General features: G+C 69.6%; 22 protein-coding genes. 18 read left to right on the top strand and 4 right to left on the bottom strand.

Features of this window, described 5'->3' with window-relative positions:
- Nucleotides 1-38 precede the first annotated feature (38 nt).
- Together G9U51_RS12295 and G9U51_RS12290 are read left to right on the top strand one after the other, a co-directional pair.
- Nucleotides 39-782, top strand: coding sequence for a succinate dehydrogenase/fumarate reductase iron-sulfur subunit (locus G9U51_RS12295; RefSeq protein ID WP_166197228.1), 744 nt, complete (start codon nt 39-41; stop codon nt 780-782).
- A 125-nt stretch (nt 783-907) separates the two neighbouring features.
- A complete protein-coding gene (locus G9U51_RS12290; protein ID WP_166197227.1) occupies nt 908-1792 on the top strand; it encodes a polysaccharide pyruvyl transferase family protein in 885 nt (294 codons plus the stop codon).
- Here the strand turns inward: G9U51_RS12290 and G9U51_RS12285 are convergent.
- On the bottom strand, nt 1747-2922 hold the full coding sequence (locus G9U51_RS12285) for a glycosyltransferase family 4 protein (RefSeq protein WP_235946058.1): 1176 nt from the start codon (nt 2920-2922) through the stop codon (nt 1747-1749). The genes G9U51_RS12290 and G9U51_RS12285 overlap by 46 nt on opposite strands.
- Before the next feature lie 62 nt (nt 2923-2984).
- Here G9U51_RS12285 and G9U51_RS12280 point away from each other — a divergent pair, with 62 nt between their 5' ends.
- Nucleotides 2985-4055 (top strand): quinone-dependent dihydroorotate dehydrogenase, encoded by a 1071-nt coding sequence (locus tag G9U51_RS12280; protein WP_328823461.1) that lies wholly within the window; start codon nt 2985-2987, stop codon nt 4053-4055.
- 10 nt (nt 4056-4065) lie between these two features.
- Here G9U51_RS12280 and G9U51_RS12275 read toward each other — a convergent pair whose 3' ends face one another.
- On the bottom strand, nt 4066-5811 hold the full coding sequence (locus G9U51_RS12275) for a hypothetical protein (protein WP_166197225.1): 1746 nt from the start codon (nt 5809-5811) through the stop codon (nt 4066-4068).
- 478 nt (nt 5812-6289) lie between these two features.
- Here G9U51_RS12275 and G9U51_RS12270 point away from each other — a divergent pair, with 478 nt between their 5' ends.
- The 12 genes from G9U51_RS12270 (at nt 6290) to G9U51_RS12215 (ending at nt 17978) form a co-directional block, all read left to right on the top strand.
- Nucleotides 6290-7183, top strand: coding sequence for a hypothetical protein (locus G9U51_RS12270; protein WP_166197224.1), 894 nt, complete (start codon nt 6290-6292; stop codon nt 7181-7183).
- Nucleotides 7184-7553: 370 nt separating this feature from the next.
- Complete coding sequence (locus G9U51_RS12265; protein WP_328823460.1) at nt 7554-7772, top strand: type II toxin-antitoxin system HicA family toxin; 219 nt, start codon at nt 7554-7556, stop codon at nt 7770-7772.
- A 100-nt stretch (nt 7773-7872) separates the two neighbouring features.
- Entirely contained in the window at nt 7873-8280 is a 408-nt protein-coding gene (locus G9U51_RS12260; RefSeq protein ID WP_166197223.1) for an antitoxin HicB, read from the top strand.
- Between the two features lie 74 nt (nt 8281-8354).
- Entirely contained in the window at nt 8355-9932 is a 1578-nt protein-coding gene (locus G9U51_RS12255; protein WP_171715612.1) for an acyl-CoA mutase large subunit family protein, read from the top strand.
- A gap of 11 nt (nt 9933-9943) precedes the next feature.
- Nucleotides 9944-10456 (top strand): ribonuclease domain-containing protein, encoded by a 513-nt coding sequence (locus G9U51_RS12250; RefSeq protein ID WP_235946056.1) that lies wholly within the window; start codon nt 9944-9946, stop codon nt 10454-10456.
- A complete protein-coding gene (locus tag G9U51_RS12245) occupies nt 10453-10824 on the top strand; it encodes a barstar family protein (RefSeq protein ID WP_166197222.1) in 372 nt (123 codons plus the stop codon). The genes G9U51_RS12250 and G9U51_RS12245 overlap by 4 nt, the downstream gene beginning before the upstream one ends.
- Before the next feature lie 55 nt (nt 10825-10879).
- A complete protein-coding gene (locus G9U51_RS12240) occupies nt 10880-12094 on the top strand; it encodes an amidohydrolase (RefSeq protein ID WP_328823459.1) in 1215 nt (404 codons plus the stop codon).
- 121 nt (nt 12095-12215) lie between these two features.
- The gene (locus G9U51_RS12235; RefSeq protein ID WP_207948276.1) at nt 12216-13325 is read left to right on the top strand and encodes a BMP family lipoprotein; all 1110 of its coding nucleotides are present in this window, start codon (nt 12216-12218) and stop codon (nt 13323-13325) included.
- Between the two features lie 95 nt (nt 13326-13420).
- Complete coding sequence (locus tag G9U51_RS12230) at nt 13421-14938, top strand: ABC transporter ATP-binding protein (RefSeq protein ID WP_166197221.1); 1518 nt, start codon at nt 13421-13423, stop codon at nt 14936-14938.
- Entirely contained in the window at nt 14935-16245 is a 1311-nt protein-coding gene (locus G9U51_RS12225) for an ABC transporter permease (protein WP_166197220.1), read from the top strand. The genes G9U51_RS12230 and G9U51_RS12225 overlap by 4 nt, the downstream gene beginning before the upstream one ends.
- Complete coding sequence (locus G9U51_RS12220) at nt 16242-17585, top strand: ABC transporter permease (protein WP_166197219.1); 1344 nt, start codon at nt 16242-16244, stop codon at nt 17583-17585. Before G9U51_RS12225 ends, G9U51_RS12220 begins: the two co-directional genes overlap by 4 nt.
- Nucleotides 17586-17636: 51 nt before the next feature.
- Entirely contained in the window at nt 17637-17978 is a 342-nt protein-coding gene (locus tag G9U51_RS12215) for a cytidine deaminase (RefSeq protein WP_207948287.1), read from the top strand.
- A 120-nt stretch (nt 17979-18098) separates the two neighbouring features.
- Here G9U51_RS12215 and G9U51_RS12210 read toward each other — a convergent pair whose 3' ends face one another.
- Nucleotides 18099-18551: a hypothetical protein gene (locus G9U51_RS12210; protein WP_166197217.1), complete on the bottom strand. Its 453-nt coding sequence runs from the start codon at nt 18549-18551 to the stop codon at nt 18099-18101.
- A 111-nt stretch (nt 18552-18662) separates the two neighbouring features.
- Here G9U51_RS12210 and G9U51_RS12205 point away from each other — a divergent pair, with 111 nt between their 5' ends.
- From G9U51_RS12205 to G9U51_RS12195, 3 genes are read left to right on the top strand one after another with little or no spacing between them, the layout of a single operon-like run.
- Nucleotides 18663-19946: a thymidine phosphorylase gene (locus G9U51_RS12205; RefSeq protein ID WP_166197216.1), complete on the top strand. Its 1284-nt coding sequence runs from the start codon at nt 18663-18665 to the stop codon at nt 19944-19946.
- Nucleotides 19947-19966: 20 nt separating this feature from the next.
- Complete coding sequence (locus tag G9U51_RS12200; RefSeq protein WP_166197215.1) at nt 19967-20320, top strand: cupin domain-containing protein; 354 nt, start codon at nt 19967-19969, stop codon at nt 20318-20320.
- Entirely contained in the window at nt 20313-21368 is a 1056-nt protein-coding gene (locus tag G9U51_RS12195) for an adenosine deaminase (protein ID WP_166197214.1), read from the top strand. Before G9U51_RS12200 ends, G9U51_RS12195 begins: the two co-directional genes overlap by 8 nt.
- 779 nt (nt 21369-22147) lie before the next feature.
- Here the strand turns inward: G9U51_RS12195 and G9U51_RS12190 are convergent.
- Complete coding sequence (locus G9U51_RS12190; protein WP_207948275.1) at nt 22148-22972, bottom strand: RDD family protein; 825 nt, start codon at nt 22970-22972, stop codon at nt 22148-22150.
- Between the last annotated feature and the right edge of the window lie 10 nt (nt 22973-22982).

The raw sequence follows: 22982 nt of genomic DNA, 5'->3' as shown, positions 1-22982 counted from the left end.
AGCGACCTGCTTCTCCCCAAGACCATGCGAGGAATTCAGTGAATCTCACCCTGAAGATCTGGCGGCAGAACGACGCCGCGGATGCCGGCCGGCTCGTCGACTACCCGGTCGAGGGCATCACCGAGGACATGTCCTTCCTGGAGATGCTCGACGTGCTCAACGAGCAGCTGCAGGCGCGCGGCGAGGAGCCGGTCGCCTTCGACAGCGACTGTCGCGAAGGCATCTGCGGCATGTGCTCGCTGATGATCAACGGCGAGGCACACGGGCCCGAGGTCACCACGACCTGCCAGCTGCACATGCGCTCGTTCAAGGACGGCGAGACCATCACCATCGAGCCGTGGCGCGCCTCGGCCTTCCCGATCATCCGCGACCTGGTCGTGGACCGGTCGGCCTTCGACCGGATCATCCAGGCCGGCGGTTACATCTCGGTCAACACCGGTGCCGCCCCGGAGGCCAACAACATCCAGGTGCCGAAGGTCGCCGCCGACCGGGCCTTCGACACCGCGACCTGCATCGGCTGCGGTGCGTGCGCCGCGGCCTGCCCGAACGCCTCGGCGATGCTCTTCCTCGGCGCGAAGGTGACCCACCTCGGCGAGCTGCCGCAGGGTCAAGCCGAGCGGTCACCCCGCGTGGTGAACATGCTCAACCAGCACGACGCCGAAGGCTTCGGCGGCTGCACCAACATCGGTGAGTGCGCCACCGCGTGCCCCAAGGAGATCCCGCTGGACGTCATCAGCCAGCTCAACAAGGACTTCCGCACCGCCAAGAAGTACGCCGGCTGAGCCACTCCTTTCCTCGACTCCGCTGCCGCTCGCGATCGCGCGGGCGGCAGCGGATTCTTGTGGCCACCACACCATTTCCCTGGCACAGCTCCCGCACATCGTCCGACTGCTGCCACACTGCGAGCGTGAGCCTGAAATCGCAGGTGCGGCGGTGGGGACCGCCGACGGGGGTATGGCGGACGGGGGCCGTGCGCCTCGGCTCCGCGGCGGTGCCCGCCGCACGCGGCAACTTCGGTGACCAGCTGGCACCGATCGTCGTGAGCACGATCTTCGGGGTGCAGGTCAAGGCGGCCTCGCTGGCCAACTGCGACCTGATGGCGCAGGGCTCCCTGCTGGAGTGGTTGCAGGAGGAACGCAATCCGCTGCGTCCGCACGTCTGGGGCACCGGCTTCATCGAGGACGGCGGGGCGTGGAGCGGGGCGCCCCTCCGGGTCCACGCCGTGCGCGGCCAGCTCTCCCGCGAACGGCTGGCCGCCGGCCGCGCGGCGAAGGTGGCACTCGGTGACCCCGGCATACTGCTGGATCTGGTCTATCCCGATCTGCTGAGCATCCCCAAGCGGTATGACGTGAGCGTCGTGCCGCATTTCGTCGACTTCGACGATGCGGACCTGCGGGCGGCGCTGCGACGGCACCCACAGGTGCATGTCGTCGACGTGATGGCGCCGGCCCGGCAGGTCGCCGCCGAGATCGCGGCGAGCCGTCTGGTGCTGTCCTCCAGCCTGCACGGGCTGATCGCGGCCGAAGCCTTCGGTGTGCCGGGTCACTGGATGCCGATCTCGGGGCGGGTGACCGGCGGTGGCTACAAATACGCCGACTACTACTCGGCGTTCGGCGTCGAGGTGGCGCCGCTCGCGCTGGATGAGGGCCTGGCCCGTGCGTGCGCCGGGCGGCTGCGCTCCGAGCCGTTGCCGCGGTGGCAGGAGCGCCGGCGAGAGTTGCTCGCCGCGGTGCCGCTGCGACCGACTCAGGCGACCCGGCGCAGGTGGGCCGGGGTGACCACGTCGGCGTAGAACTCCAGCAGCTGATCGACCATCCGCGCCCAGCCGCGCTGCTCGACCTTGCCGCGCGCGCTGACGCCCATCCGGGTGCGCATCGCCTCGTCGTTGACCAGGCCGCCAACCGCCTGGCGCAGCGCACCGGGGTGGGCCGGGTCGAAGAGCAGCCCCGTCACACCCGGCTTGACGATGTCGAGCGGGCCGCCCATTGCCGGTGCGACGACCGGCAGCCCGGCCGCCATCGCCTCCTGCAGGGTCTGCCCGAAGGTCTCCCGAGTGCCGGTGTGCATGAAGACGTCGAGGGCGGCATACGCCTGCGCGAGGGGCACACCCGAGCGGTAGCCGAGGAAGTGCGCCTTGGGCAGCAGCCGTTCGAGCCGGTCGCGGGTCGGGCCGTCGCCGACGATGACGAGGCAGGTGCCGGGGAGGTCGTGCACCTCCTGCAGTCGGTGCACTTCCTTCTCGGGGGCGAGGCGGCCGACATACCCGATGATCGTTTCGCCGTTCGGGGCGACGCAGGCGCGCAGCGCCTCGACATCCGGGTCGCTGCGGCGCGCCGGGTCGTAGAGCTCGGTGTCGACGCCGCGCGACCACAGCGCGACCCGCGGAATGCCATGTGCCGCAAGCTCATCCATCGTTGCCGAGCTCGGCGCGAGGGTGATGTCCGCGAGCGAGTGCAGGTGACGGATCCAGCGCCATGAGGTGCTCTCGATGCGGCCGCGCAGCGGGCCGGCGTGCTGGCCGAGATAGGACGGCATGTCGGTCTGGTAGATCGCCACCGTCGGGATGCCGAGGTTGCGCGCGGCGGCCAGACCGCGAGCGCCGAGTCCGAAGGGCGAGGCGGCGTGGACCACGTCCGGGCGGAACGCGCGCAGCGCCGACTCGATCTCCCAGCTCGGCAGGCCGACCCGGAACTGCCGCAAGGTCACCCCGCGAACGGTGTGCACGCGGAATCCGCGGTAGGTCTCTGGCGCGGGGCCGGGGCAGACGACCAGGGCCTCGTGGCCGAGGTCGGCCAAGCGATCCAGCACCCGGCAGACGCTCGTCGTCACACCGTTGAGGCTCGGCAGAAAGGACTCCGACACGATTGCTATTCGCACGATCTTCAGGGTCACCACGCCGGGTGGAATCGCGGTGAATGCCAAGCGGACGCTCCGGTGAGCGTCACATGAACGTCGCGGGGAGCTCCGTCGATAGAGTCGGTGCCGTGATCGACCCGCGAACCTCCCTGACCGGTCTCGGGTATCGCGCGGTGCGACCTGGGTTGTTCCGCCTGGGCGGGGGTGATGCCGAGACCGCACACCACGCGACCTTGCACCGGCTCGCCCAGGTGTCGTCCCGGCCCCGCGCGCTGCGGGCGCTGCGCGCCTCCCTCGGCCGTATGCCGGGGTCTGCGGTCACGGTTGCCGGGATCGAGTTCCCCAATCGGGTCGGGCTGGCCGCCGGCGTGGACAAGGACGGCGTCGCCGTGCGGGCTTGGCCCGCAATGGGTTTCGGCCATGTCGAGCTCGGCACGGTCACCGCGCAGGCCCAGCCGGGCAACGAGCGGCCGCGGCTGTTCCGGTTGCAGGACAGCCGGGCGATCATCAACCGGATGGGCTTCAACAACCACGGCGCACCCGCCTTGGCGACGACGCTGCGGGAGGCGGGCGCGGTCGGCATACCGGTGGGAGTGAGCATCGGCAAGACCAAGGTGACGCCGGTCGAAGACGCGACCGAGGACTATCTGACCTCGTTGCGCGCGCTCGACGGCCTGGCCGACTATGTGGCGGTCAATGTCTCCAGCCCCAATACGCCCGGGCTGCGCTCGCTGCAGGACAAGGAGCCGCTCGCCCTGCTGCTCGCCGAAATCGTCACTGCCGCAACGGAACTCGCGCGCGCTCGGGGTGCCGCGCCGACCCCGGTCTTCGTCAAGATCGCGCCCGATCTGACCGACGGCGCGATTGACGACGTGCTCGAGGTCGCCCAGCGGGCGGACGCCAGCGGCATCATCGCGACCAACACCACGCTGTCACGCGACGGACTGGCCGCGGCCGATCTGCCGCTCGCGAGCGAAACCGGCGGCTTGTCGGGTGCGCCCCTCACCCGACGATCGCGGTATGTCGTGCAGCGCGTCGCCGCCGCGACCTCCCTGCCGGTGATCGGGGTCGGCGGGGTGATGACCGGTGCGGACGCGCGGGCCCTGGCCGACGCCGGGGCTTCGCTGGTGCAGATCTACACCGGGTTCATCTACCGCGGCCCGGCGTTGGTCCGCGAGGTGGCGGAGGCGCTGGGTTAGCGGCGGGCGCTCAGCGCGGCCGGTTGTCGGCGCGGACCCAGACCTGGAAGCTGTCCTCACCCCTGGCGGGGGACTGGTTGACGGTCATCGGTGGGCCGGCGGGGCGCATCCCGGTGAGCAGGCGCTTCTGTGCGACATTGTCGGCAGGGACGACCTTCTCGACGCCGGCGAGGCTGGCCGCGATGACGCAATCGGGCTTGAGCTGCAGCTGCCGGTCCATCGGCACCGCGTGCAGATCGCGGCGGCTGATCCAGGTGGAGACCGAGGCGCTGCGCGCGGGCAGCCAGAGGTAGGCACCCGGCACGTCGATGATGAGCGCGCGTGCGTTGGCCGGGCAGAGGCCGGTCATCCGGGTCACCCGGGCGTTGGCGCGGCTGGAATAGTCCGACAGCCACAGGCCGGCGGCCGGGCCGGAGGTGGCCGGGGCGCGGTGCTGCAGCACCGGGCCGTCATAGAAGACCACGGCGGTCAGGCAGGCGAGCACGGCCGCCGCGGGCAGCACCATCGCGGCGCGCAACGGCCGGGGGAGGCAGGCATCGCGCAGGTGCAGGGCGTAGCCGAGCACCACCGCGGTGAACAGCGGCGTGGCGCCGGTCATGGCCGCGCCGAAGTCCCAGCCCGAGGCGGTGGACTGCTGCACGCCGGCTGCTGCCAGCAGTCCCACCAGTGACAGGCGTAGCAGGCGGCGGTAGTCGCGGTGGTCGCGGGCCACGCGGACCGCGATGGGCGCCAACACCACCGTGAGGTGCAGACCCATGGTCGCCGGATAGGTGTTCGTGTTGAGGTGCAGCGTGTTGGCGCTGGGCGGTTCGATGGCCGGGTCGAGCATCAGCAGGCCGGCGACGATCGCGGCTGCGCTGGTGACGAGCCGGCGCCGGGAGAGGGCCGCGATCACGCTGAGCACCAAGGCGAGCGCCGGCCGCCAGGTGGTGAAGACGAAGCCGAGCTCGTGGCGCAGCAGGCGGGCGATCGCGAGGGTCGACTTCGACTCCGGGCGCATCGCCGACTGCAGTTCGAGGGCCGAGCGCAGCGACTCGAAGCCGAGCAGCGCCAGCGCGAGTGTGAAGAGCACGACCAGCGTCAGCCAGGGCGCGCCGATGTCGCGCAGCACGGTGCGCCAGGGGGTGCCGCGGTGGTGCGCGACATAGCCGACGAGGCAGAGCAGGGCCGCGGTGCCGAGACCGACCGCGGGGAAGCCGATGGTGGCGAGGGTCGCGGCGATCGCAGTCGTGACCGCCCAGCCGCGGTGATAGCTCGTGATCGTCCGGAAGCCCGCGCAGAACGCCAGCAGCAGTCCGAACATCGACACGGTGTTGTAGCTCGTGACGATCAGCGCGTAGGGGATCGCCATACCGGCGGCGCAGATCGCCGCGGCGCAGGGCACCTTGGGGAGGGTGAACGAGAGGGCGCGGTAGGCGGCATACAGCAGGGGACAGATCCATGCGACGGTGAACAGACGTTCGGCCAGGATCAGGCCGGTCGTGTCGAACAGCCGCAGCCAGACCCAGGTGAACGGCACCGCGAACGCCGACCCCAGGGTGTGGAAGGACAGTTCGTCGCGGAATGGCAGATCGCCGGCGGCCATCCGGCGCGACAGAGCGATGACGTAGGTGCCGTCGCGCAGGTCGTTGCCGACGAAGGCCCGCAGGGTCAGGTAGACGAAGGTGACCCCGAAGAGGGCGCCGGTCGCAAGTCGGGGCGCGCGCGGCCGGTCGGGCGCGAGGCGGGGTGCACGCGGCCGGTCGGTCGTGGTCATTTCGCCGAGGGTAGTGGGCGGCGGCGGTCGTTCCCGGGTCCGCTTGGCTGGTGTGTCCGCGGGTGCGCACGAGCGGTGGTGCGGATCTGCGGACGCTGGGCGGGGCCCGCGGCGTGTGTCCGCGTTTGTGCACGAGCGGTGGTGCGGATCTGCGGACACTGGGCGGGGTCCGCCGCGGGTGTCCGCGTTTGTGCACGAGCGGTGGTGCGGATCTGCGGACACTGGGCGGGGCCCGCGGCGTGTGTCCGCGTTTGTGCACGAGCGGTGGTGCGGATCTGCGGACGCTGGGCGGGGCCCGCGGCGTGTGGCCGCGGGTGCGCACGAGCGGTGCTGCGGATCTGCGGACACTGGTTATCCCCAGGCTCGTCGGCGGTGTGGGTCGCGATGTCCACAGCTCATCGATCACCCGCTTTTCGCGCAGATGGCGGGAGCGCAGGCTCGGCGTATGCCGAAACTCGATGTGCCTACTCGCCGCACGATGCTCGCACTCCTCGAAGCGCAGGGCGGGGCCGCTTCACGCGCCGAGTTACGCAGTGTGGGCCTGACGAGGGGCATGCTCGTGCGCGAAGTGAGGCAAGGTCGTCTCGCGATCGACGGAGCAGCCGTTCGCGCGATCGGTTCGCCACCCGGTCGGCTCGCCCTCATGCGAAGGACGTTGGCCAATGCAGCGCCCATGGCAACCCTCGACGGTATGACCGCGTTGGAATTCGTGGGACTTGAAGGCTTCACCGACGAGCGCGTTCACGTGAGCATCCCCAAAGGCGCGCGGGTGCACCGCCGTCGACCGCCGGTCGCCGTCCACGAGTTGCGATGGTGGTCCGAGGACGATGTGCGACTGCGCGATGGGCTGCGGTATGTCGCCCCGCCCGTCGCCGCTTTGCGCGCAGCCCTGTGGGCCGACACCGTACGCGCCGGCGAAACCATCCTGGCGATGGCCGCTCAGCAGCACGTGGTGGATCCGATCGACTTGGCCGAGGCCGCGGATCGCCTGCCCCGGCTACCTCGGCGGACGCGGGTCTGCTTCGCAGTATCCGAGATCTGCGGCGGCGCGGAGTCCATCGCCGAACTCGACCTCGGAGCGGCCTGCCGCGAGCTCGGATTGCCGGAGCCGACTCGGCAGCGCCGACTGCGTAGGCCGAGCGGGACCTATTACCTCGACGCCGAATGGCGGGATTACAAGGTAACGCTCGAGGTCGACGGCATACAGCATCTGCTTCCGGACCGGCAACAGCGAGACCTGTTGAAACACAACGAGATCACCCTTTCCGGCGGGACGCATTTACGGGCGACGACGTCGGCGGTTCGAGACCGTGACCTTCGCACCTTTGGGCAGTTGCGCGAGGCTCTCCGCCGCAATGGCTGGCGCGGTTGACGCGTGGGGCGTGCTGGTGTGTCCGCGTTTGTGCACGAGTGGTGGTGCGGATCTGCGGACGCTGGGCGGGGCCCGCGGCGTGTGTCCGCGGGTGCGCACGAGCGGTGGTGCGGATCTGCGGACGCTGGGCGGGATCCGCGGCGTGTGTCCGCGTTTGTGCGCGAGCGGTGGTGCGGATCTGCGGACGCTGGGCGGGGCCCGCGGTTATCCCCAGGGCGGCGTCGGGCCAAGGTGCGGTTATCCCCACCGAGTGTGCGTGCGTCTTCCGGGTATGCCGTCGCCGGGCGAGGCTGACCGTATGACGCAGCACGGTGCCGCCCGCAGGGAGACGTTCCGAGCCGAACGGTTCCGACCGAGGAATCGCTCGACGGTGCTGTTGCTGACCCTGCCCATCGAGCAGCGCAGGTTCGCGACGCTGTTGCGCCGCGCCGGCTGCACCTCGCGCCGCGGGTTTGGAGATCTGGAGGTGTGGACCTGTCCGTGCGAAGAGCATCGTGCAGTGGTGCCGGACGCCGGCACGATCTCGCGCGGCGTGATCGCCGACACGGTGCGCAAGCTGAGCTGTCTGCCGCTGGGGTGGTGGCGATGACTCTCGTGCACTGCGCGCTCAGCCTGCCGGGCGCTGGGGTGGTCGCGGTGGCTCACCCACAAGTGACGCTAAACGGCGCGCCCGACGAGAGGTGGTGGCGATGATCTACAAGGTGCGCGCGAAGCCATGGCGCAACGGCTGGGAGCTGCATATCGACGACATCGGTGTGACTCAATCCCGCACCCTCGAAGCCGCCTCGCAGCAGATCCTGGATTATGTCGGGTGCTTCACCGGCAAGCGCGTCCCGGTGGAACTCCTCGCCGCCGAGGCGATGATCGGCGGGGGCGAGGTGCAACTGTCGATCTATCCCGACCTCGGATCCGTGACCGACCTCGTCAAAGCTGCCCTGGCCGCGGCGACCGAGGCCGCGCGACAGCAGGACGAGGCCGAGCGGCAGGCTCGGGCGGCCGCGCGGGCCCTGCGGGACGAAGGCGTCTCGGTCGCCGACGCCGCCTACCTGCTCTGCGTCAGCAAGGCCCGGGTGAGCAGGTGGTCGCGTGACCCCTGACCGGCACACCACGTCGCGGACAACCTTCCCAGGGCCCGCCCGCGCCCCACAGCCTGCGCATTACGCTGCGCCCTATGGCGACGACGGAGTCCGGGCTGCCCTTCGAGGCGGTCTACGACGCATCAGCACTGGACGGATTCGACCCGCAGCAGCGACTCGGCGAGCCCGGCCAGTACCCGTTCACCCGCGGCGTCTACCCCAACATGTACACCGGTCGGCCGTGGACGATGCGGCAGTATGCCGGGTTCGGCACGGCCAAGGAGTCCAACGAGCGTTACCGCGAACTCGTGGCCCACGGCACCGGTGGGCTGAGCGTCGCCTTCGACCTGCCGACCCAGATGGGCTTCGACTCGGACGCGCCGGTCGCGCACGGCGAGGTCGGCAAGGTGGGGGTGGCGATCGACTCCCTGGACGACATGCAGGTGCTCTTCGACGGGTTGCCGCTCGACGAGGTCAGCACCAGCATGACGATCAACGCACCGGCCAGCACGCTGCTGTTGCTCTACCAGCTCACCGCCGAGAGCCAGGGCATCGCGGCGAGCAAGCTCACCGGCACGATCCAGAACGACGTGCTCAAGGAATACATCGCCCGCGGCACCTACATCTACCCGCCGGCCGAGTCGTTGCGGCTGATCTCGGACATCTTCGCCTACTGCCACCAGGAGATCCCGCGCTGGAACACGATCTCCATCAGCGGCTATCACATGGCCGAGGCGGGCGCGACGCCCGTGCAGGAGATCGCCTTCACCCTCGCCAACGCCATCGAATACGTCCGCGCGGCGCAGGCCGCCGGCCTCGCGGTCGACGACTTTGCCCCGCGGCTGTCCTTCTTCTTCGTCGCGCGCACCACGCTGCTGGAGGAGGTCGCCAAGTTCCGCGCGGCCCGCCGCATCTGGGCGCGGGTCATGAAGGAGGACTTCGGCGCCCAGAACCCCAAGTCGATGATGCTGCGCTTCCACACCCAGACCGCGGGCGTGCAGCTCACCGCCCAGCAGCCCGAGGTCAACCTGGTCCGGGTCGCACTCCAGGGGCTCGGCGCCGTCCTCGGCGGCACGCAGTCGCTGCACACCAATTCCTACGACGAGGCCATCGCCCTACCGACCGCGAAGGCCGCCCGGCTCGCGCTGCGCACCCAGCAGGTGCTCGCCTACGAAACCGATGTCACCAAAACCGTCGACCCCTTCGCCGGCTCGTATGTCGTGGAGTCGCTCACCGACGACATCGAGGCCGCAGCGCTCGACCTGATGCGCCAGGTCGAGGACAAAGGCGGTGCAGTCGCCGCGATCGAGGAGGGATTCCAGAAGAACGAGATCGAACGCTCGGCATACGCCACGGCGCTCGAGATCGACTCGGGCGAGCGGATCGTGGTGGGGCAGAACCGCTTCGCGCTCGACGTCGAGGACCCCTACGAGCCGCTGCGGGTGGACCCGCGGATCGAGGCCAACCAGAGCGAACGGCTGGCAGCGCTGCGTGCCGACCGCGACAACGACGAGGTGCAACGCCGACTCGAAGATGTGCGCACGGCCGCCCGCGGCACCGACAACGTGCTCTACCCGCTGCGCGAAGCCCTGCGGGTCCGGGCGACCGTCGGCGAAGTCAGCGATGCGCTGCGCGATGTCTGGGGCGTCTACGTCCCGCGCGACGCGTTCTGAACGACCTGACGATGACCGACCTCTGGCACCAGCTCCGAGACAAGCACCGGTTCTTCTGGCGGCACTTCATGGCGATCGGCGTCGCCGTGCTGGCGCTCATCCTGTGCCTGGTGTTGCTCGCCGGCTGCGGCACCGCCACGCCCACCACCCCCGCCCGAACCGGCACGACCGGCGCGACGGACACCACCTCGGACACCACCTCGACCGGGCCGACCGCCTCCACCGCGAGTGACACCCCCAGCGACGGCCTGGCAACCGTCGCCTTCGACGACCTGCCGCGTGAGGCGCGCGACACGATCGCGCTCATCGACCGCGGCGGCCCTTATCCCTACAAGCAGGATGGCGCCGTCTTCGGAAATTTCGAACAGGTCTTGCCGAAGCGTCCGCGCGGCTACTATCACGAGTTCACCGTGCGGACGCCAGGGGAGCGGACCCGCGGAGCGCGGCGGATCGTCCAGGGCAAGGACGGCACGCTGTATTACACCGACGACCACTACACAACGTTCCGGAGGATTCTGCGATGAGCAGCCTCACCACCGCCCTGACGGACGGCACGTCGGGCGTGTTCTCGGCGGGTGATCCCGCACAGCGCGTGCTCGACCTCGCGCGCGATCACGGCTGGCGGACGTATGCCGTCCGCCTCACCCAACCGACCGACAAGAAGGCCTTCCTGAAGCGGGCGGCCAAGGACCTGGACCTGCCTGACTACTTCGGGCACACCTGGGACTCGCTCGCCGACTGCCTGCGCGACTTCGAGGACGAGCCGGGCACGCTGCTGTCCTTCGAAGGCATCGAGCAGCTCGGCGCCAAGGACCGGGCGACGCTGATCGACATCTTCACCGAGCGGGTCGAGGAGGGCACCAAGCCCTTCCTCGTCGTGGTCGCCGACTGAGGCTGCCGGACGCCTGTCGGGGGTTGGGCCAGGGGCGGCGTACCATCCTTGATTTGTGAGCACCACCGCGATCTCCTCCGAGGAACTCCTGCGAGCGGTCGCCAAGCAGGTGCGATCGCTCACCCCGGACCTGGTGCAGTTGCGCCGCCGGATCCACCGGCACCCGGAGGTCGCGTTCACCGAATATGTCACCACCGACCTGATCTGCGAGACCCTCGCCGCGGCCGGCATCCGGTTCCGCCGGTTCGAGGGCACCGGCCTGGTCGCCGAGGTCGGTGCGGAGCAGCCGAGCTACCGCACCGGCCTGCGAGCAGATATCGACGCGCTGCCGATCCCGGAGCGCAGCGGGCTGGACTTCGCCTCCGAGGTCCCCAATGTCACCCACGCCTGCGGCCACGATGTCCACACCACCGCCGTGCTCGGCGCGCTGCTCGCCCTGCACGAGCACCAGGACGCCCTCGCCCTGCAGGACCTGGCCGTGCGCGCGGTCTTCCAGCCCGCCGAGGAGGTCGTCCCCGGCGGGGCGCACCAGGCGATCGAGGAGCATGCGCTCGACGGCGTCGACCGCATCTTCGCCGTCCACTGCGACCCGAGCATCGACGTCGGCACGGTCGGGCTGGCCAGCGGTCCGATCACCGCAGCCTGCGACAGCGTGCACGTCATGCTGTCCGGCCGGGGCGGTCACACCTCTCGGCCGCACCTGAGCCAGGACATCACCTTCGCGCTCGGCAAGGTTTTGGTCGACCTGCCGGCCGTCCTTTCGCGCCGCCTCGACCCGCGCTCTGGTGCGGCCCTGGTCTGGGGCGAGGTGCACTCCGGCAACGCGGTCAACGTCATACCGGTCGCCGGGGAGGCACACGGCACCCTGCGGGTGCTGGATGCCGAGGTGTGGAAAACCCTCGACGGGCTGGTGGAGAAGACCGTGCACGAACTCGTGGCGCCCTATCGGGTGCGCGCCGAGGTGCGCCATGTGCGTGGCGTGCCGCCCGTGGTCAACGACGCGGCCGCGATCGAGGCCTTCCGGTTCGCGACTCGCGCGACCGTGGGCCGCAGCAGCGTGGTGCCGACCAAGCAGTCGCTCGGCGGCGAGGACTTCTCCTGGATGCTGCGCGACTGCCCCGGCGCGATGGCCCGGCTGGGCACGCGCACGCCCGGCGGGTCGACATACGAACTGCATCAAGGCGACCTGGTGGTCGACGAGCGCGCGATCGGCATCGGCGCGCGCATCCTGGCCGGCGCCGCCCTGCGGCAACCGGCGACGATCGGATAACGAAGACCGCGGTCCCACCTCAGAGGGGTGAGATGTCTCACCCGGACCACTAGAGTGCGGCTGATCGTCCGCCGCCGACCCGTGCGCGTGGGGCGTGTTCCTCAGGACAAAAGGAGACACCGTGCGTTCGGTGATGAAGATTGCGGCCGTCACAGCAGCCGCCACGATGGTCCTCGCCGGCTGCGGCAGCAAGCCCGGCACCGGCGGAGGGGCCGGGGGGTCGGGCTCCGGCTCGGACAGCGGCACCGGCACCGCCTCGGGCAAGAAGATCAGCGCCTGCATGGTGCTCGACACCGGTGGTGTCGACGACAAGTCCTTCAACGAGAACTCGTGGGCCGGCATGCAGAAGGCGGCCAAGGACAACCCGAACATCACGATCAAGTACGTGCCGTCCAACTCCGGCACCGACTACACCCCCAACCTCACCAAATACGCCCAGGGCGGCTGCAGCACCGTCATCGCCGTCGGCGGCCTGATGGGCGATGCGGTCAAGGGCGTCGCGGCGAAGTTCCCGAAGGTCCAGTTCGCCGAGATCGACAACTCCAACCAGGGTGTCTCCAACATCTACGGCATCGAGTACAACACCGCGCAGGGCGGCTTCCTCGCCGGTTATCTCGCGGCCGGCATGACCAAGACCGGCACCGTCGGCACCTGGGGCGGCCTGCCGATCCCGCCGGTGACGATCTACATGGACGGCTTCTGGGAGGGCGTGCAGTACTACAACAAGGCCAAGGGCAAGAACGTCAAGGTCCTCGGCTGGGATGAGAAGAACCAGAAGGGCGGCACCTTCGCCAGCTCCTTCACCGACCAGAACAAGGGCAAGTCGATCACCCAGTCGATGCAGTCCCAGGGCGCCGACATCGTCTTCCCGGTCGCCGGTGGCGCGGGCGTCGGCGCTGGCGCAGCGGCTGCGGCCGCGGGCGGCAAGCTCAACCTGATCTGGGTCGACACCGACGGCTGCACGAGCGCGGCGCAGTACTGCAAGTACTTCATCTCCAGCGCCACCAAGAACCTCTCCGGTGGTGTGGAGACCTACCTCAAGGCCGCCAGCTCGGGCAACTTCCCGACCGGCAACTACATCGGCGACCTCAAGAACGGCGGTGTCGGCCTCGCGCCCTACAACCAGTTCGACAGCAAGGTCCCGGACGCCTTGAAGAAGGAAGTCGACCAGGTCAAGGCCGACATCATCTCCGGCAAGATCACGATCACCTCGCCCAGCCAGCCGAAGTGATCCCCGTATGACGGGTGGGCCGGGTGCGCGAGCACCCGGCCTGTCCGTTGTCGACCGGCGGATGACACGATCGCCGGAGGAGAAAGGAAGTCCGGGTGAAGCTGGAACTGCGGGGCATCACCAAGAAGTTCGGCACCTTCGTCGCCAACGATCACATCGACCTGGTGGTCGAACCGGGGGAGATCCACGCCCTCCTGGGTGAGAACGGCGCCGGCAAGTCGACGCTGATGAATGTGCTCTACGGGCTCTATCGGCCGACGTCCGGTGAGATTCTGCTGGACGGCAAGAGCGTCACCTTCGGTGGCCCCGGCGACGCCATGCGCGCGGGCATCGGCATGGTGCACCAGCACTTCATGCTCGTGCCGGTGCTCACGGTCGCCGAGAACGTCATGCTCGGCGACGAGTTCACCAAGGGCGCGGGCGTGCTCGACCGCGCCAAGGCGCACCAGGTCGTGCGCGAGATGTCCGCCCGCCACCACCTCGAGGTCAACCCGGACGTGCTCGTCGAGCAGCTGCCGGTCGGTCTGCAGCAACGGGTGGAGATCCTCAAGGCGCTCGCCCGCAACGCGAAGGTGCTCATCCTGGACGAGCCGACCGCCGTGCTCACGCCGCAGGAGACCGACAACCTGATGGAGGTCATGCGCTCGCTCAAGGAGGGCGGCACCTCGATCGTCTTCATCAGCCACAAGCTGCGCGAGGTTCGCGCGGTCGCCGACCGGATCACCGTGATCCGCCGCGGCAAGGTCGTCGGCACCGCCGAGCCCACCGCCACGCCGGCCGAACTGGCCGCACTGATGGTCGGGCGGACGGTGCAGCTGCAGGTCGACAAGCAGCCGGCCGAGCCGGGGGAGCCGGTGCTCGACATCCAGGACCTGCGGATCATCGACCCGACCGGGCACGTCCTCGTCGACGACGTCAGCCTGCAGGTGCGCGCCGGTGAGATCTATGGCATCGCCGGTGTGCAGGGCAACGGGCAGTCCGAGCTCACCGAGGCGATCGTCGGGCTTGCCGAACCCGAGCAGGGCCGAATCTCGTTGGACGGCAAGGACATCACCGATGCCAGCACCGACCAGGTGCTCGCGCTCGGCGTCGGTTATGTGCCCGAGGACCGCAGCGACGACGGGTTGATCGGCAGCTTCTCGATCGCCGAGAATCTCGTGCTCGACATGTATGACGAGGAGCCCTTCGGCTCGAAGCTGTCGTTGAACCTCAAGGAGATCGAGCAGAACGCCGAGCACCGGGTCGAGGAATTCGATGTGCGCACCCAGTCGATCGACGCGCCCGCGTCGTCGCTGTCCGGCGGCAACCAGCAGAAGGTCGTGCTGGCCCGGGAGATGTCCCGGCCGCTGCGGCTGCTGGTGGTCTCCCAGCCGACGCGCGGCGTCGACGTCGGCTCGATGGAGTTCGTGCACAAGCGGATCGTCGCCGAGCGCGACCGGGGCACCGCGGTGCTGCTGGTCAGCACCGAGCTGGACGAGATCGTCGGGCTCGCCGACCGCATCGGCGTGATGTATGGCGGCCGCATCATCGGCGAACTTCCGCCGACCGCCACGGCCGAGGAGTTCGGCCTGCTGATGGCAGGGCACACCGAGGGTGAGAAGGACTCAGCATGACCCCGGATCTCGGGAAACCCGACAAGGACCGGCCCGACCTGGTAAAGGCCGACAAGGATCGGCCCGACGCGGACACGGCGCAGCCGATGGCGCCGGCCAACCAGACGCTCGACCAGGCGGCCGACCGGCCGGGCATCGGCACGATGCTGCGCTCGGACCACCCCTTCGTGGTGACGGTGCTTGCGGTGATCTCGGCGATGATCGTCGGCGCGATCTTGATCATCGCCTCCGATGGCCCCACCCGGCAGGCGATCGGCTACTTCTTCCAGGCCCCGCTGGACACCTTCAATGCTGCCGGCTGGGCCGTGCGTGATGCCTATGTGGCGCTCTTCGAAGGCTCGATCTACAACCCAGGCGGTGGTCAAGCACTCGCCCCGCTGTCCGAGACGTTGGTCTATGCCACCCCGCTGATCCTGGCCGGGCTGTCGGTCACCCTCGCCTTCCGCGCCGGGCTGTTCAACATCGGTGCGCAGGGCCAGATCCTGATGTCGGCTGCGCTCGCGGGCTATATCGGCTTCGCCTGGCATCTGCCGTGGGCGGTGCACATCATCGTGGCGATCCTCGGCGGCGTCATCGGCGGCGCGATCTGGGCGGCCATCGCCGGTGCGCTCAAGGCTCGCACCGGTGCCCACGAGGTCATCACCACGATCATGCTCAACTACATCGCGGTGAATTTCGTCAACTACCTGCTCGGCGTGACCTGGTTCCAGGCGCCGCCGTACAACCAGGCCGTCTCCCGCACGGTCGAGGGCAACGCCCGCTTCTGGCCGCTCTTCGGGGCCGACCTGCGCGTCAACTTCAGTTTCATCCTGGCGATCGCCGCGACGGCATTCGTGTGGTGGCTGCTCAAATACGGCACCTTCGGCTTCCGCGTCCGCGCGGTCGGCGCCAACCAGAACGCCTCGCGCACCGCCGGCATCAGCGTGTCCTCGACCTATATCTGGGTGATGGTGCTCGTCGGCGCGCTCTCCGGGCTCGCCGGTGTCGCCCAGATCCTCGGCTCGGCCAATAACTACCAGGTCACCGCCAGTGTCGACGCCGGCGTCGGCTTCACCGCGATCACCGTCGCGCTGCTCGGCCGCGGCACCGCGTGGGGCACCTTCTGGGCCGGACTGCTCTTCGGCGCGCTCACCGCCGGCAGCGGTCAGCTGCAGGTCGCCACGACGACGCCGCCGGACCTGGTGCAGGTGTTGCAGGCCCTGGTCGTGCTGTTCATCGCCGCGCCGGGCCTGATCCGGTTGATCTTCCGGTTGCGCCGGTCCGATTCCTCCGGCTCCGCCGTGCTCGCGAAGGGATGGAACGGATGAGCGACCCGGTCAAGACCGACCAGCCCGAGGTCACCACCGAGACCGTCGAGGTGGCCCCGGGCGAGGTCGTCGCCCAGCGCAGCGTCGATGTGCGGATGTCGACCGCTCGCCGCGTCGGGATCGGCGTCGCGATCGTGCTGATCGGCCTGGTCACCGTGCTCGGCCTCGGCCTGTCGGCGGGCAGCGGGTCGACCAGCTTCGACCTCAACGCGGGCGACGTCGGCATACAGCTGCCGAAGGTGAACGTGCCCGGCACGGTCACCGTGATCGTCCTCGGGATCCTGATCGTGCTCGTCGGGGTGTGGCAGTTGGTCCGCGGCCTGCAGGGCGCGGCACTGCGCTGGGCCGGGATCGCGGTCGCGCTGCTGTTCATCATCGCCTTCCTCACCTGGGCCGGCTCGGCCGGCAAGCAGTCGGTGCAGATCGCCTCGCTGCTGCAGCAGACGCTGTTGCTCGCCACCCCGCTGATCCTCGGCGCGATGGCCGGCGTGATGTGCGAGAAGACCGGTGTCATCAATGTCGCCATCGAGGGGCAGATGCTCTTCGGGGCCTTCGCCGGCGCGCTCTTCGGCACCATCGCCGGCACCTGGGTGGGCCTGGTGGCTGCCGCGGTGATCGGCGGTGTGATGGGCGCGCTGCTCGCGGTCTTCTCCATCCGCTTCCTGGTCAACCAGGTCATCCTCGGCGTCGTCCTCAACGCCTTCGCGATCGGCCTCACCGGTTATCTGTATGGCGCGGTCATGGCCAAGGACCCCACCGGCACCAACACGCCCGCGACCTTCAGTCCGATCAAGATCCCGGTGCTCGGCGACATCCCGGTGATCGGGCCGCTGCTGTTCGACCAGAACATCATGGTCTACCTGATGTACCTCATCGTCGCGGTCATCGACATCATGCTGATCCGCTCGCGCTGGGGCCTGCGCACCCGCGCGGTCGGCGAGCACCCCAAGGCCGCCGACACCGTCGGGATCAACGTGCTGCGGCTGCGCTACCAGAACGTCATCATCGGCGGCTGCATCGCCGGCATCGCCGGTGCCGCGCTCACCATCGGGTCGGTGGGCCAGTTCAACAAGGGCATCACCTCCGGCCAGGGCTTCATCGCGCTCGCCGCGCTGATCTTCGGCCGCTGGACGCCCAGGGGCGCCCTGGGTGCGGCGTTGTTCTTCGGTTTCGCGACCGCCCTGCAGACCGCGCTGTCGCTCTTCCAGTCCCTGCCGGTGCGGATCGACTCCGATCTGCTCGCGATGCTGCCCTATCTGGCGACGCTGTTCGCGGTGGCCGGCCTGGTCGGCCGGGTGCGGGCGCCCGCGGCCGACGGCGAGCCCTACGTCAAGGGGTGAGTCGTGGCCACCGTCGACTGGAACGCGCTGCGCAACCTCGCCGTCGAGGCGATGGGAACGGCATACGCGCCCTATAGCAACTTCCCGGTGGGGGTCGCGGGGCTCGTCGACGACGGCCGGCTGGTGAGCGGGTGCAATGTCGAGAACGCCGCGTATGGCGTGACGTTGTGCGCCGAGTGCGGAATGGTGAGCGAACTGCAGCGCACCGGCGGAGGCCGGCTGGTCGCGGTGTCGTGCGTGAACCGCGACGGCGAGCCGCTGATGCCGTGCGGACGCTGCCGTCAGCTGCTGTGGGAGCACGGTGGCCCGGACTGCCAGGTGATGACGCCGCTGGGCGTGCAGTCGATGAGTCAGGTGTTGCCGCAGGCGTTCGGGGCGCACGACCTGGCGTGAGGTCGGGCGCCCCGATCAGCCCGCGTCAGGAGCGCTCGGTGCGCGTCAGGAGCGCTCGGCGCTCGTCGAGGACGCCGACGTGCGTCAGGCAGCCGACGTGCGGCAGGCAGCCGACGTGCGTCAGGAAGCCGACGGCAGGCTGGTGGGCAACGAACCCGCGCCCGTCTTGACCGCGCACTGGGTGGAGACCTTGGTGAAACTGGCGGTGTCGGCCGGGTCCATGTCGGTCGGCTTGCCGTCCCGCATGGCGATCAGCGTCTTGGGGGAGAACTGGTCATAACCGTCATCGACGATGCAGCCGGCGAGCTTGTCGGCCTTGTCGCCGGTGACGCCCTGGGTGCCGTAGAACTTCACCAGCCCGGTCTTGACCTCGTCCTTGCTCGGCTTGCCCGCAGCGTCACCGCCACCGGAGCTGCCGCTCCCGGACGGCGCCCCCTGGTCGCCCGAGGTCGGTGCTGCAGCGCTGCTCTGGGCGCCGCTGCCCTTGTCCGAGGAACCGCAGGCGGTGAGGCCGAGCGGCAGCGCGAGCAACAGAGCGCTGGTCGTGAGAGCGAACGTACGCGAACGGTGCATGAATCCTCCTGCTGAGTCGCCCGGCCGGCCCGGGGCGAGACACTCATTGCCGCGGGTACGACGCGGGTGGTCGTCGTCTGGTTCCACGAGGTGCGTGGAAAGATTCGCGGCATGAGCCAAGCCTTCGATGCCGTCGATGTGATCCGCACCAAGCGTGACAGAGGCCGGCTCAGCCCGGAGCAGATCGACTGGGTGATCGACGCCTACACCCAAGGTGAGGTCGCCGAGGAGCAGATGTCGGCGCTTGCGATGGCGATCCTGCTCAACGGGATGGACCGGGAGGAGATCTCGCGCTGGACGGCGGCGATGATCGCTTCGGGCGAGCGACTGGACTTCTCCAGCCTCGGCCGCCCGACCGCCGACAAGCACTCCACCGGCGGCGTCGGTGACAAGATCACCCTCCCGCTCGCCCCGCTGGTCGCCGCCTGCGGTGTCGCGGTGCCGCAACTGTCCGGTCGCGGCCTCGGCCACACCGGCGGCACGCTCGACAAGCTCGAGGCGATCCCCGGCTGGCAGGCGGCGCTGTCCACCGAGGCGATGCTGGCCCAGCTGCGCGACGTGGGCGCGGTCATCTGTGCGGCCGGGTCGGGGCTGGCACCAGCCGACAAGAAGCTCTACGCGCTGCGCGATGTCACCGGCACGGTCGAGGCGATCCCACTGATCGCGAGCTCGATCATGTCCAAGAAGGTCGCCGAGGGCACCGGCGCGCTCGTGCTGGACGTGAAGGTCGGCAGTGGCGCGTTCATGAAATCGCTGGACCAGGCGCGCGAGCTGGCCCGCACCATGGTCGACCTCGGCACCGACGCCGGCGTGACGACGGTCGCGCTGCTCACCGACATGTCGACCCCGCTCGGCCTGACCGCCGGCAACGCGCTCGAGGTGCGCGAGTCGGTCGAGGTGCTCGACGGCGGCGGACCAGCGGATGTCGTGGACCTCACGATCGCGCTCGCTCGGGAGATGGTGGCGGCCGCCGGGGTGTCCGACGTCGACCCGGCGGACGCGCTGCGCGACGGCCGGGCGATGGATGTCTGGCGCCGGATGATCGCTGCGCAAGGCGGTGACCCGTCGGCGGCGCTGCCGGTGGCGCGCGAGCAGCAGGTGATCGAGGCGGACGCCGACGGCGTGCTCACCCGGCTCGACGCGCTCGCGGTCGGTGTAGCGGCCTGGCGGCTCGGGGCCGGGCGCGCCCGCAAGGAGGACACGGTGCAGGCCGGTGCGGGCGTCGAGCTGCACGCCAAGCCGGGTGACCGGGTGAAGCGCGGCCAGCCATTGCTGACCTTGCACACCGACACGCCCGAGCGTTTCGCTCGGGCGCAGGAGACGTTGGCCGGCGCCTGGGAGGTCGGCACCGACGCTCCCGAGCGCAAGGGGATCGTGCTGGAGGAGGTGCGATGACGTCGGCATACGCTGAAGGCATGCCCGAACTGCAGACCGCACCGGTCCGGATCCCCGTGCCCGGCGGCAAGATCATCGACGAATACGCCGGCCTGGCGAGCACCGGGGAGGGGCGCGTCTCGATCGCCCGGATGGTTGCGCCCGCGGGCTGGGAGGAGCCGGCGCAGACCCCGGAGTTCGACGAGTGGACGGTGGTGCTGAGCGGCCAGGTCGTCATCGAGTATGACGCAGGGCGTCTCGAGGTCAACGCTGGCCAGTCGGTGAAAACTGTTGCAGGACAACGGATTCGCTACACGGTCGGGCCCGAGGGTGCGGAATATGTCGCGGTCTGTTTGCCGGCCTTCAGCCCGGACACGGTGCACCGCGATGAGTGAACTCGAGCTGCGACCGGAGATCGTCGCGCTGCCCAAGGTGCTGCTGCACGACCACCTCGACGGCGGGGTGCGCCCGCAGACCGTGCTGGAACTCGCCGAGGAGACCGGGTATGACGGGTTGCCGGCAAGCGACGCCGCCGGGCTCGCGCGGTGGTTCCGGGAGAGCTCGGACTCCGGCTCGCTCGTGCGCTATCTGGAGACCTTCGCCCAGACGGTCGCGGTGCTGCAGACCGAGTCGGCGCTGTTCCGGGTCGCCTCGGAGTGCGCGCAGGATCTCGCCGCCGACGGAGTGGTGTATGCCGAGGTCCGCTACGCGCCCGAGCAGCACCTGGAGGCAGGGCTCACCCTGGAGCAGGTCGTCGAGGCGGTCAACGCCGGCTTCCGCGACGGTGAGGCGCGGTCGGGGCACCGCATCCGGGTGCGCGCGCTGCTCACCGCGATGCGGCATGCGGCCAAGAGCAGCGAGATCGCCGAACTGGTGGTGCGCTATCGCGACCAGGAGGTCGGTGGTTTCGACATCGCCGGTGCCGAGGCGGGCTATCCGCCTACCCGGCACCTGGACGCCTTCGAATACCTGCGCCGTGAAAATGCGCACTTCACCATCCACGCCGGCGAGGCCTTCGGGCTGCCGAGCATCTGGGAGGCGATCCAGTGGTGTGGCGCGGAGCGGCTCGGTCATGGCGTGCGGATCGTCGACGACATCTCCGCCTCGGATGAGTTGGGGCTGCTCGCGGGGTTCGTGCGCGACCGGCGCATCCCGCTGGAGATGTGCCCGTCGTCGAACATCCAGACCGGCGCCGCCACCGATATCGCCTCGCACCCGATCACCCGGCTGAAGGATCTGCGCTTCCGGGTCACGCTCAACACCGACAACCGGTTGATGAGCGATACCTCGATGAGCAAGGAGATGCAGTTGCTCGTCGACGAGGCGGGCTGGACCAAGGACGACCTGCGCTGGGTGACGGTCAATGCGATGAAGTCGGCGTTCCTGCCCTTCGACGAACGCCTCGCGTTGATCGAGGACACGATCAAACCGGCATACGCATAGTTCGAGAGCTGCCACCTGGCCGGTTGAGAGCCGCTCCGCTGATTGAGCGCCCACCCCCGTTGATTGCGCAAGCGAGCGACGAAGGAGTGAGCGCGTCGAAATCACTGAGCGCTGCGGGTGTGCGCCCCTTCGCTGATTGAGCAAGCGAGCGACGAAGGAGTGAGCGCGTCGAAATCACTGAGCGCTTGCCCGGTAGTGCTGACGCCGCGGGCCGGGAGCACGGTGCGTCAGGGGTTGCGGCCCGTTGTGTGCCGGTGGTGCTGACGCCGTAGGCGCCGAGGGAGGTGCGTCAGGGGTTGCGGCCCGTTGTGTGCCGGTGGTGCTGACGGCGGCGGCGTAGCGCGTGAAGTGTCAGGTGTTGCGGCCAGTTTGGGGCCGGTGGTGCTGACGCCGCGGGCGGTGACCTCTGGGTGTCAGGGGTTGCGGCCCGTTGTGTGCCGGTGGTGCTGACGCCGCAGGCGCCGAGGGAGGTGCGTCAGGGGTTGCGGCCCGTTGTGTGCCGGTGGTGCTGACGGCGGCGGCGTGGCGCATGGTGTCCGCAGATTGGCGGCAGGGGTGGTGCGTTCGTGCGGACGGTCGCGGGGGCCGGGGGCATGGTGTCCGCAGATTGGCGGCAGGGGTGGTGCGTTCGTGCGGACATGTCGTCGATCGCGGAAGCGACGCGTCGCCCAGGGTCACCGAACTCGCCATCATGGCGACTTTTGGGTGGGAGAGCGCCGATTTCGGGGGTTGGCGCCCGAGGAACTCGACACAATGGCGACTTTCGCCGGCGCGGGCCTTTACACCGACGGGGGCAGCAGCCGGGCGCGGGTTACGGCGTCGCGCTGTAGGCGCTCGGCGTCCCGGCGACGGCGCTCGGCGAGCACGGCGGCCAGCACTGAGTCGGGCGGTGCGTGGGCGGGCGGGGGAGGCGACACCAGCGCAAGAGTGCGGTGGAGCAGGTCCGAGCCCACCGCCATACGGGCTGAGGGACTGAGCTGCTCGGAGCGCAGGAGGAACTGCCGGATCGCCAGCGCGAGTCCGTCGGGCAGCGGGGCGATATCCGCGCCGGCCGCCCAGGGCTGCAACGCGGGCGGCATGTGCGGCGGGTACTGCAGCCGCATCGCGGTCTCCTCCCGCACCGTGTAGGTGCCGGCGGCCATATCGCCCAAGCGTTTCGACCGTTTGCTGACCATCGCCGCGATCACCGCGGGCACGCCCTGGAACATGTGGATCTCGACCAGCGCGATCAGCCCCCGCACGAAGGCATGCCGGAACACGATCGGGCCGCCGTCGTCGCGCACGACGCGCAGCTTCATGACCAGCTTGCCGACGCTGCGGCCCCGGCTGAGCGTCTCGATGGTCACCGGCACCACCAGGTAGACCAGCACGATCACGATGACGACGGCCGACGCCCCCACGGCCTCATTAACGCGGATCAGGCTGGTGGCGAGCACTATCGCCAGCAACAGCAACACGAGCATGGTGAGGATGACGTCGATCAGACCGGCCACCAGCAGGACGCCCAGCGAGGCTGCGGGAGAATCGATCAGCACGCCCTCGCCGGTCACGGCGTGGTCGACTTCGCTGCCGCGCAGGGCGCGTCGATCGGTCGCGATCGTCATACCGGCACCG

This window comes from Metallococcus carri (assembly GCF_011440275.1).
Taxonomy (GTDB): domain Bacteria; phylum Actinomycetota; class Actinomycetes; order Actinomycetales; family Dermatophilaceae; genus Metallococcus; species Metallococcus carri.
Note: the sequence above shows the minus strand (reverse complement) of the source record. Positions and strands in the feature narration are given on the sequence as shown.

Excerpts from the sequence above, each read along its gene's own strand:
- G9U51_RS12245 (WP_166197222.1), top strand. The coding sequence starts at position 10,453 with ATGAGCAGCCTCACCACCGCCCTGACGGACGGCACGTCGGGCGTGTTC.
- G9U51_RS12210 (WP_166197217.1), bottom strand. The coding sequence starts at position 18,551 with ATGCACCGTTCGCGTACGTTCGCTCTCACGACCAGCGCTCTGTTGCTC.
- G9U51_RS12205 (WP_166197216.1), top strand. The coding sequence starts at position 18,663 with ATGAGCCAAGCCTTCGATGCCGTCGATGTGATCCGCACCAAGCGTGAC.
- G9U51_RS12255 (WP_171715612.1), top strand. The coding sequence starts at position 8,355 with ATGGCGACGACGGAGTCCGGGCTGCCCTTCGAGGCGGTCTACGACGCA.
- G9U51_RS12190 (WP_207948275.1), bottom strand. The coding sequence starts at position 22,972 with ATGACGATCGCGACCGATCGACGCGCCCTGCGCGGCAGCGAAGTCGAC.
- G9U51_RS12275 (WP_166197225.1), bottom strand. The coding sequence starts at position 5,811 with ATGACCACGACCGACCGGCCGCGTGCACCCCGCCTCGCGCCCGACCGG.
- G9U51_RS12220 (WP_166197219.1), top strand. The coding sequence starts at position 16,242 with ATGAGCGACCCGGTCAAGACCGACCAGCCCGAGGTCACCACCGAGACC.
- G9U51_RS12225 (WP_166197220.1), top strand. The coding sequence starts at position 14,935 with ATGACCCCGGATCTCGGGAAACCCGACAAGGACCGGCCCGACCTGGTA.
- G9U51_RS12215 (WP_207948287.1), top strand. The coding sequence starts at position 17,637 with ATGGGAACGGCATACGCGCCCTATAGCAACTTCCCGGTGGGGGTCGCG.
- G9U51_RS12250 (WP_235946056.1), top strand. The coding sequence starts at position 9,944 with ATGACCGACCTCTGGCACCAGCTCCGAGACAAGCACCGGTTCTTCTGG.
- G9U51_RS12260 (WP_166197223.1), top strand. The coding sequence starts at position 7,873 with ATGATCTACAAGGTGCGCGCGAAGCCATGGCGCAACGGCTGGGAGCTG.
- G9U51_RS12270 (WP_166197224.1), top strand. The coding sequence starts at position 6,290 with ATGCTCGCACTCCTCGAAGCGCAGGGCGGGGCCGCTTCACGCGCCGAG.
- G9U51_RS12200 (WP_166197215.1), top strand. The coding sequence starts at position 19,967 with ATGCCCGAACTGCAGACCGCACCGGTCCGGATCCCCGTGCCCGGCGGC.
- G9U51_RS12195 (WP_166197214.1), top strand. The coding sequence starts at position 20,313 with ATGAGTGAACTCGAGCTGCGACCGGAGATCGTCGCGCTGCCCAAGGTG.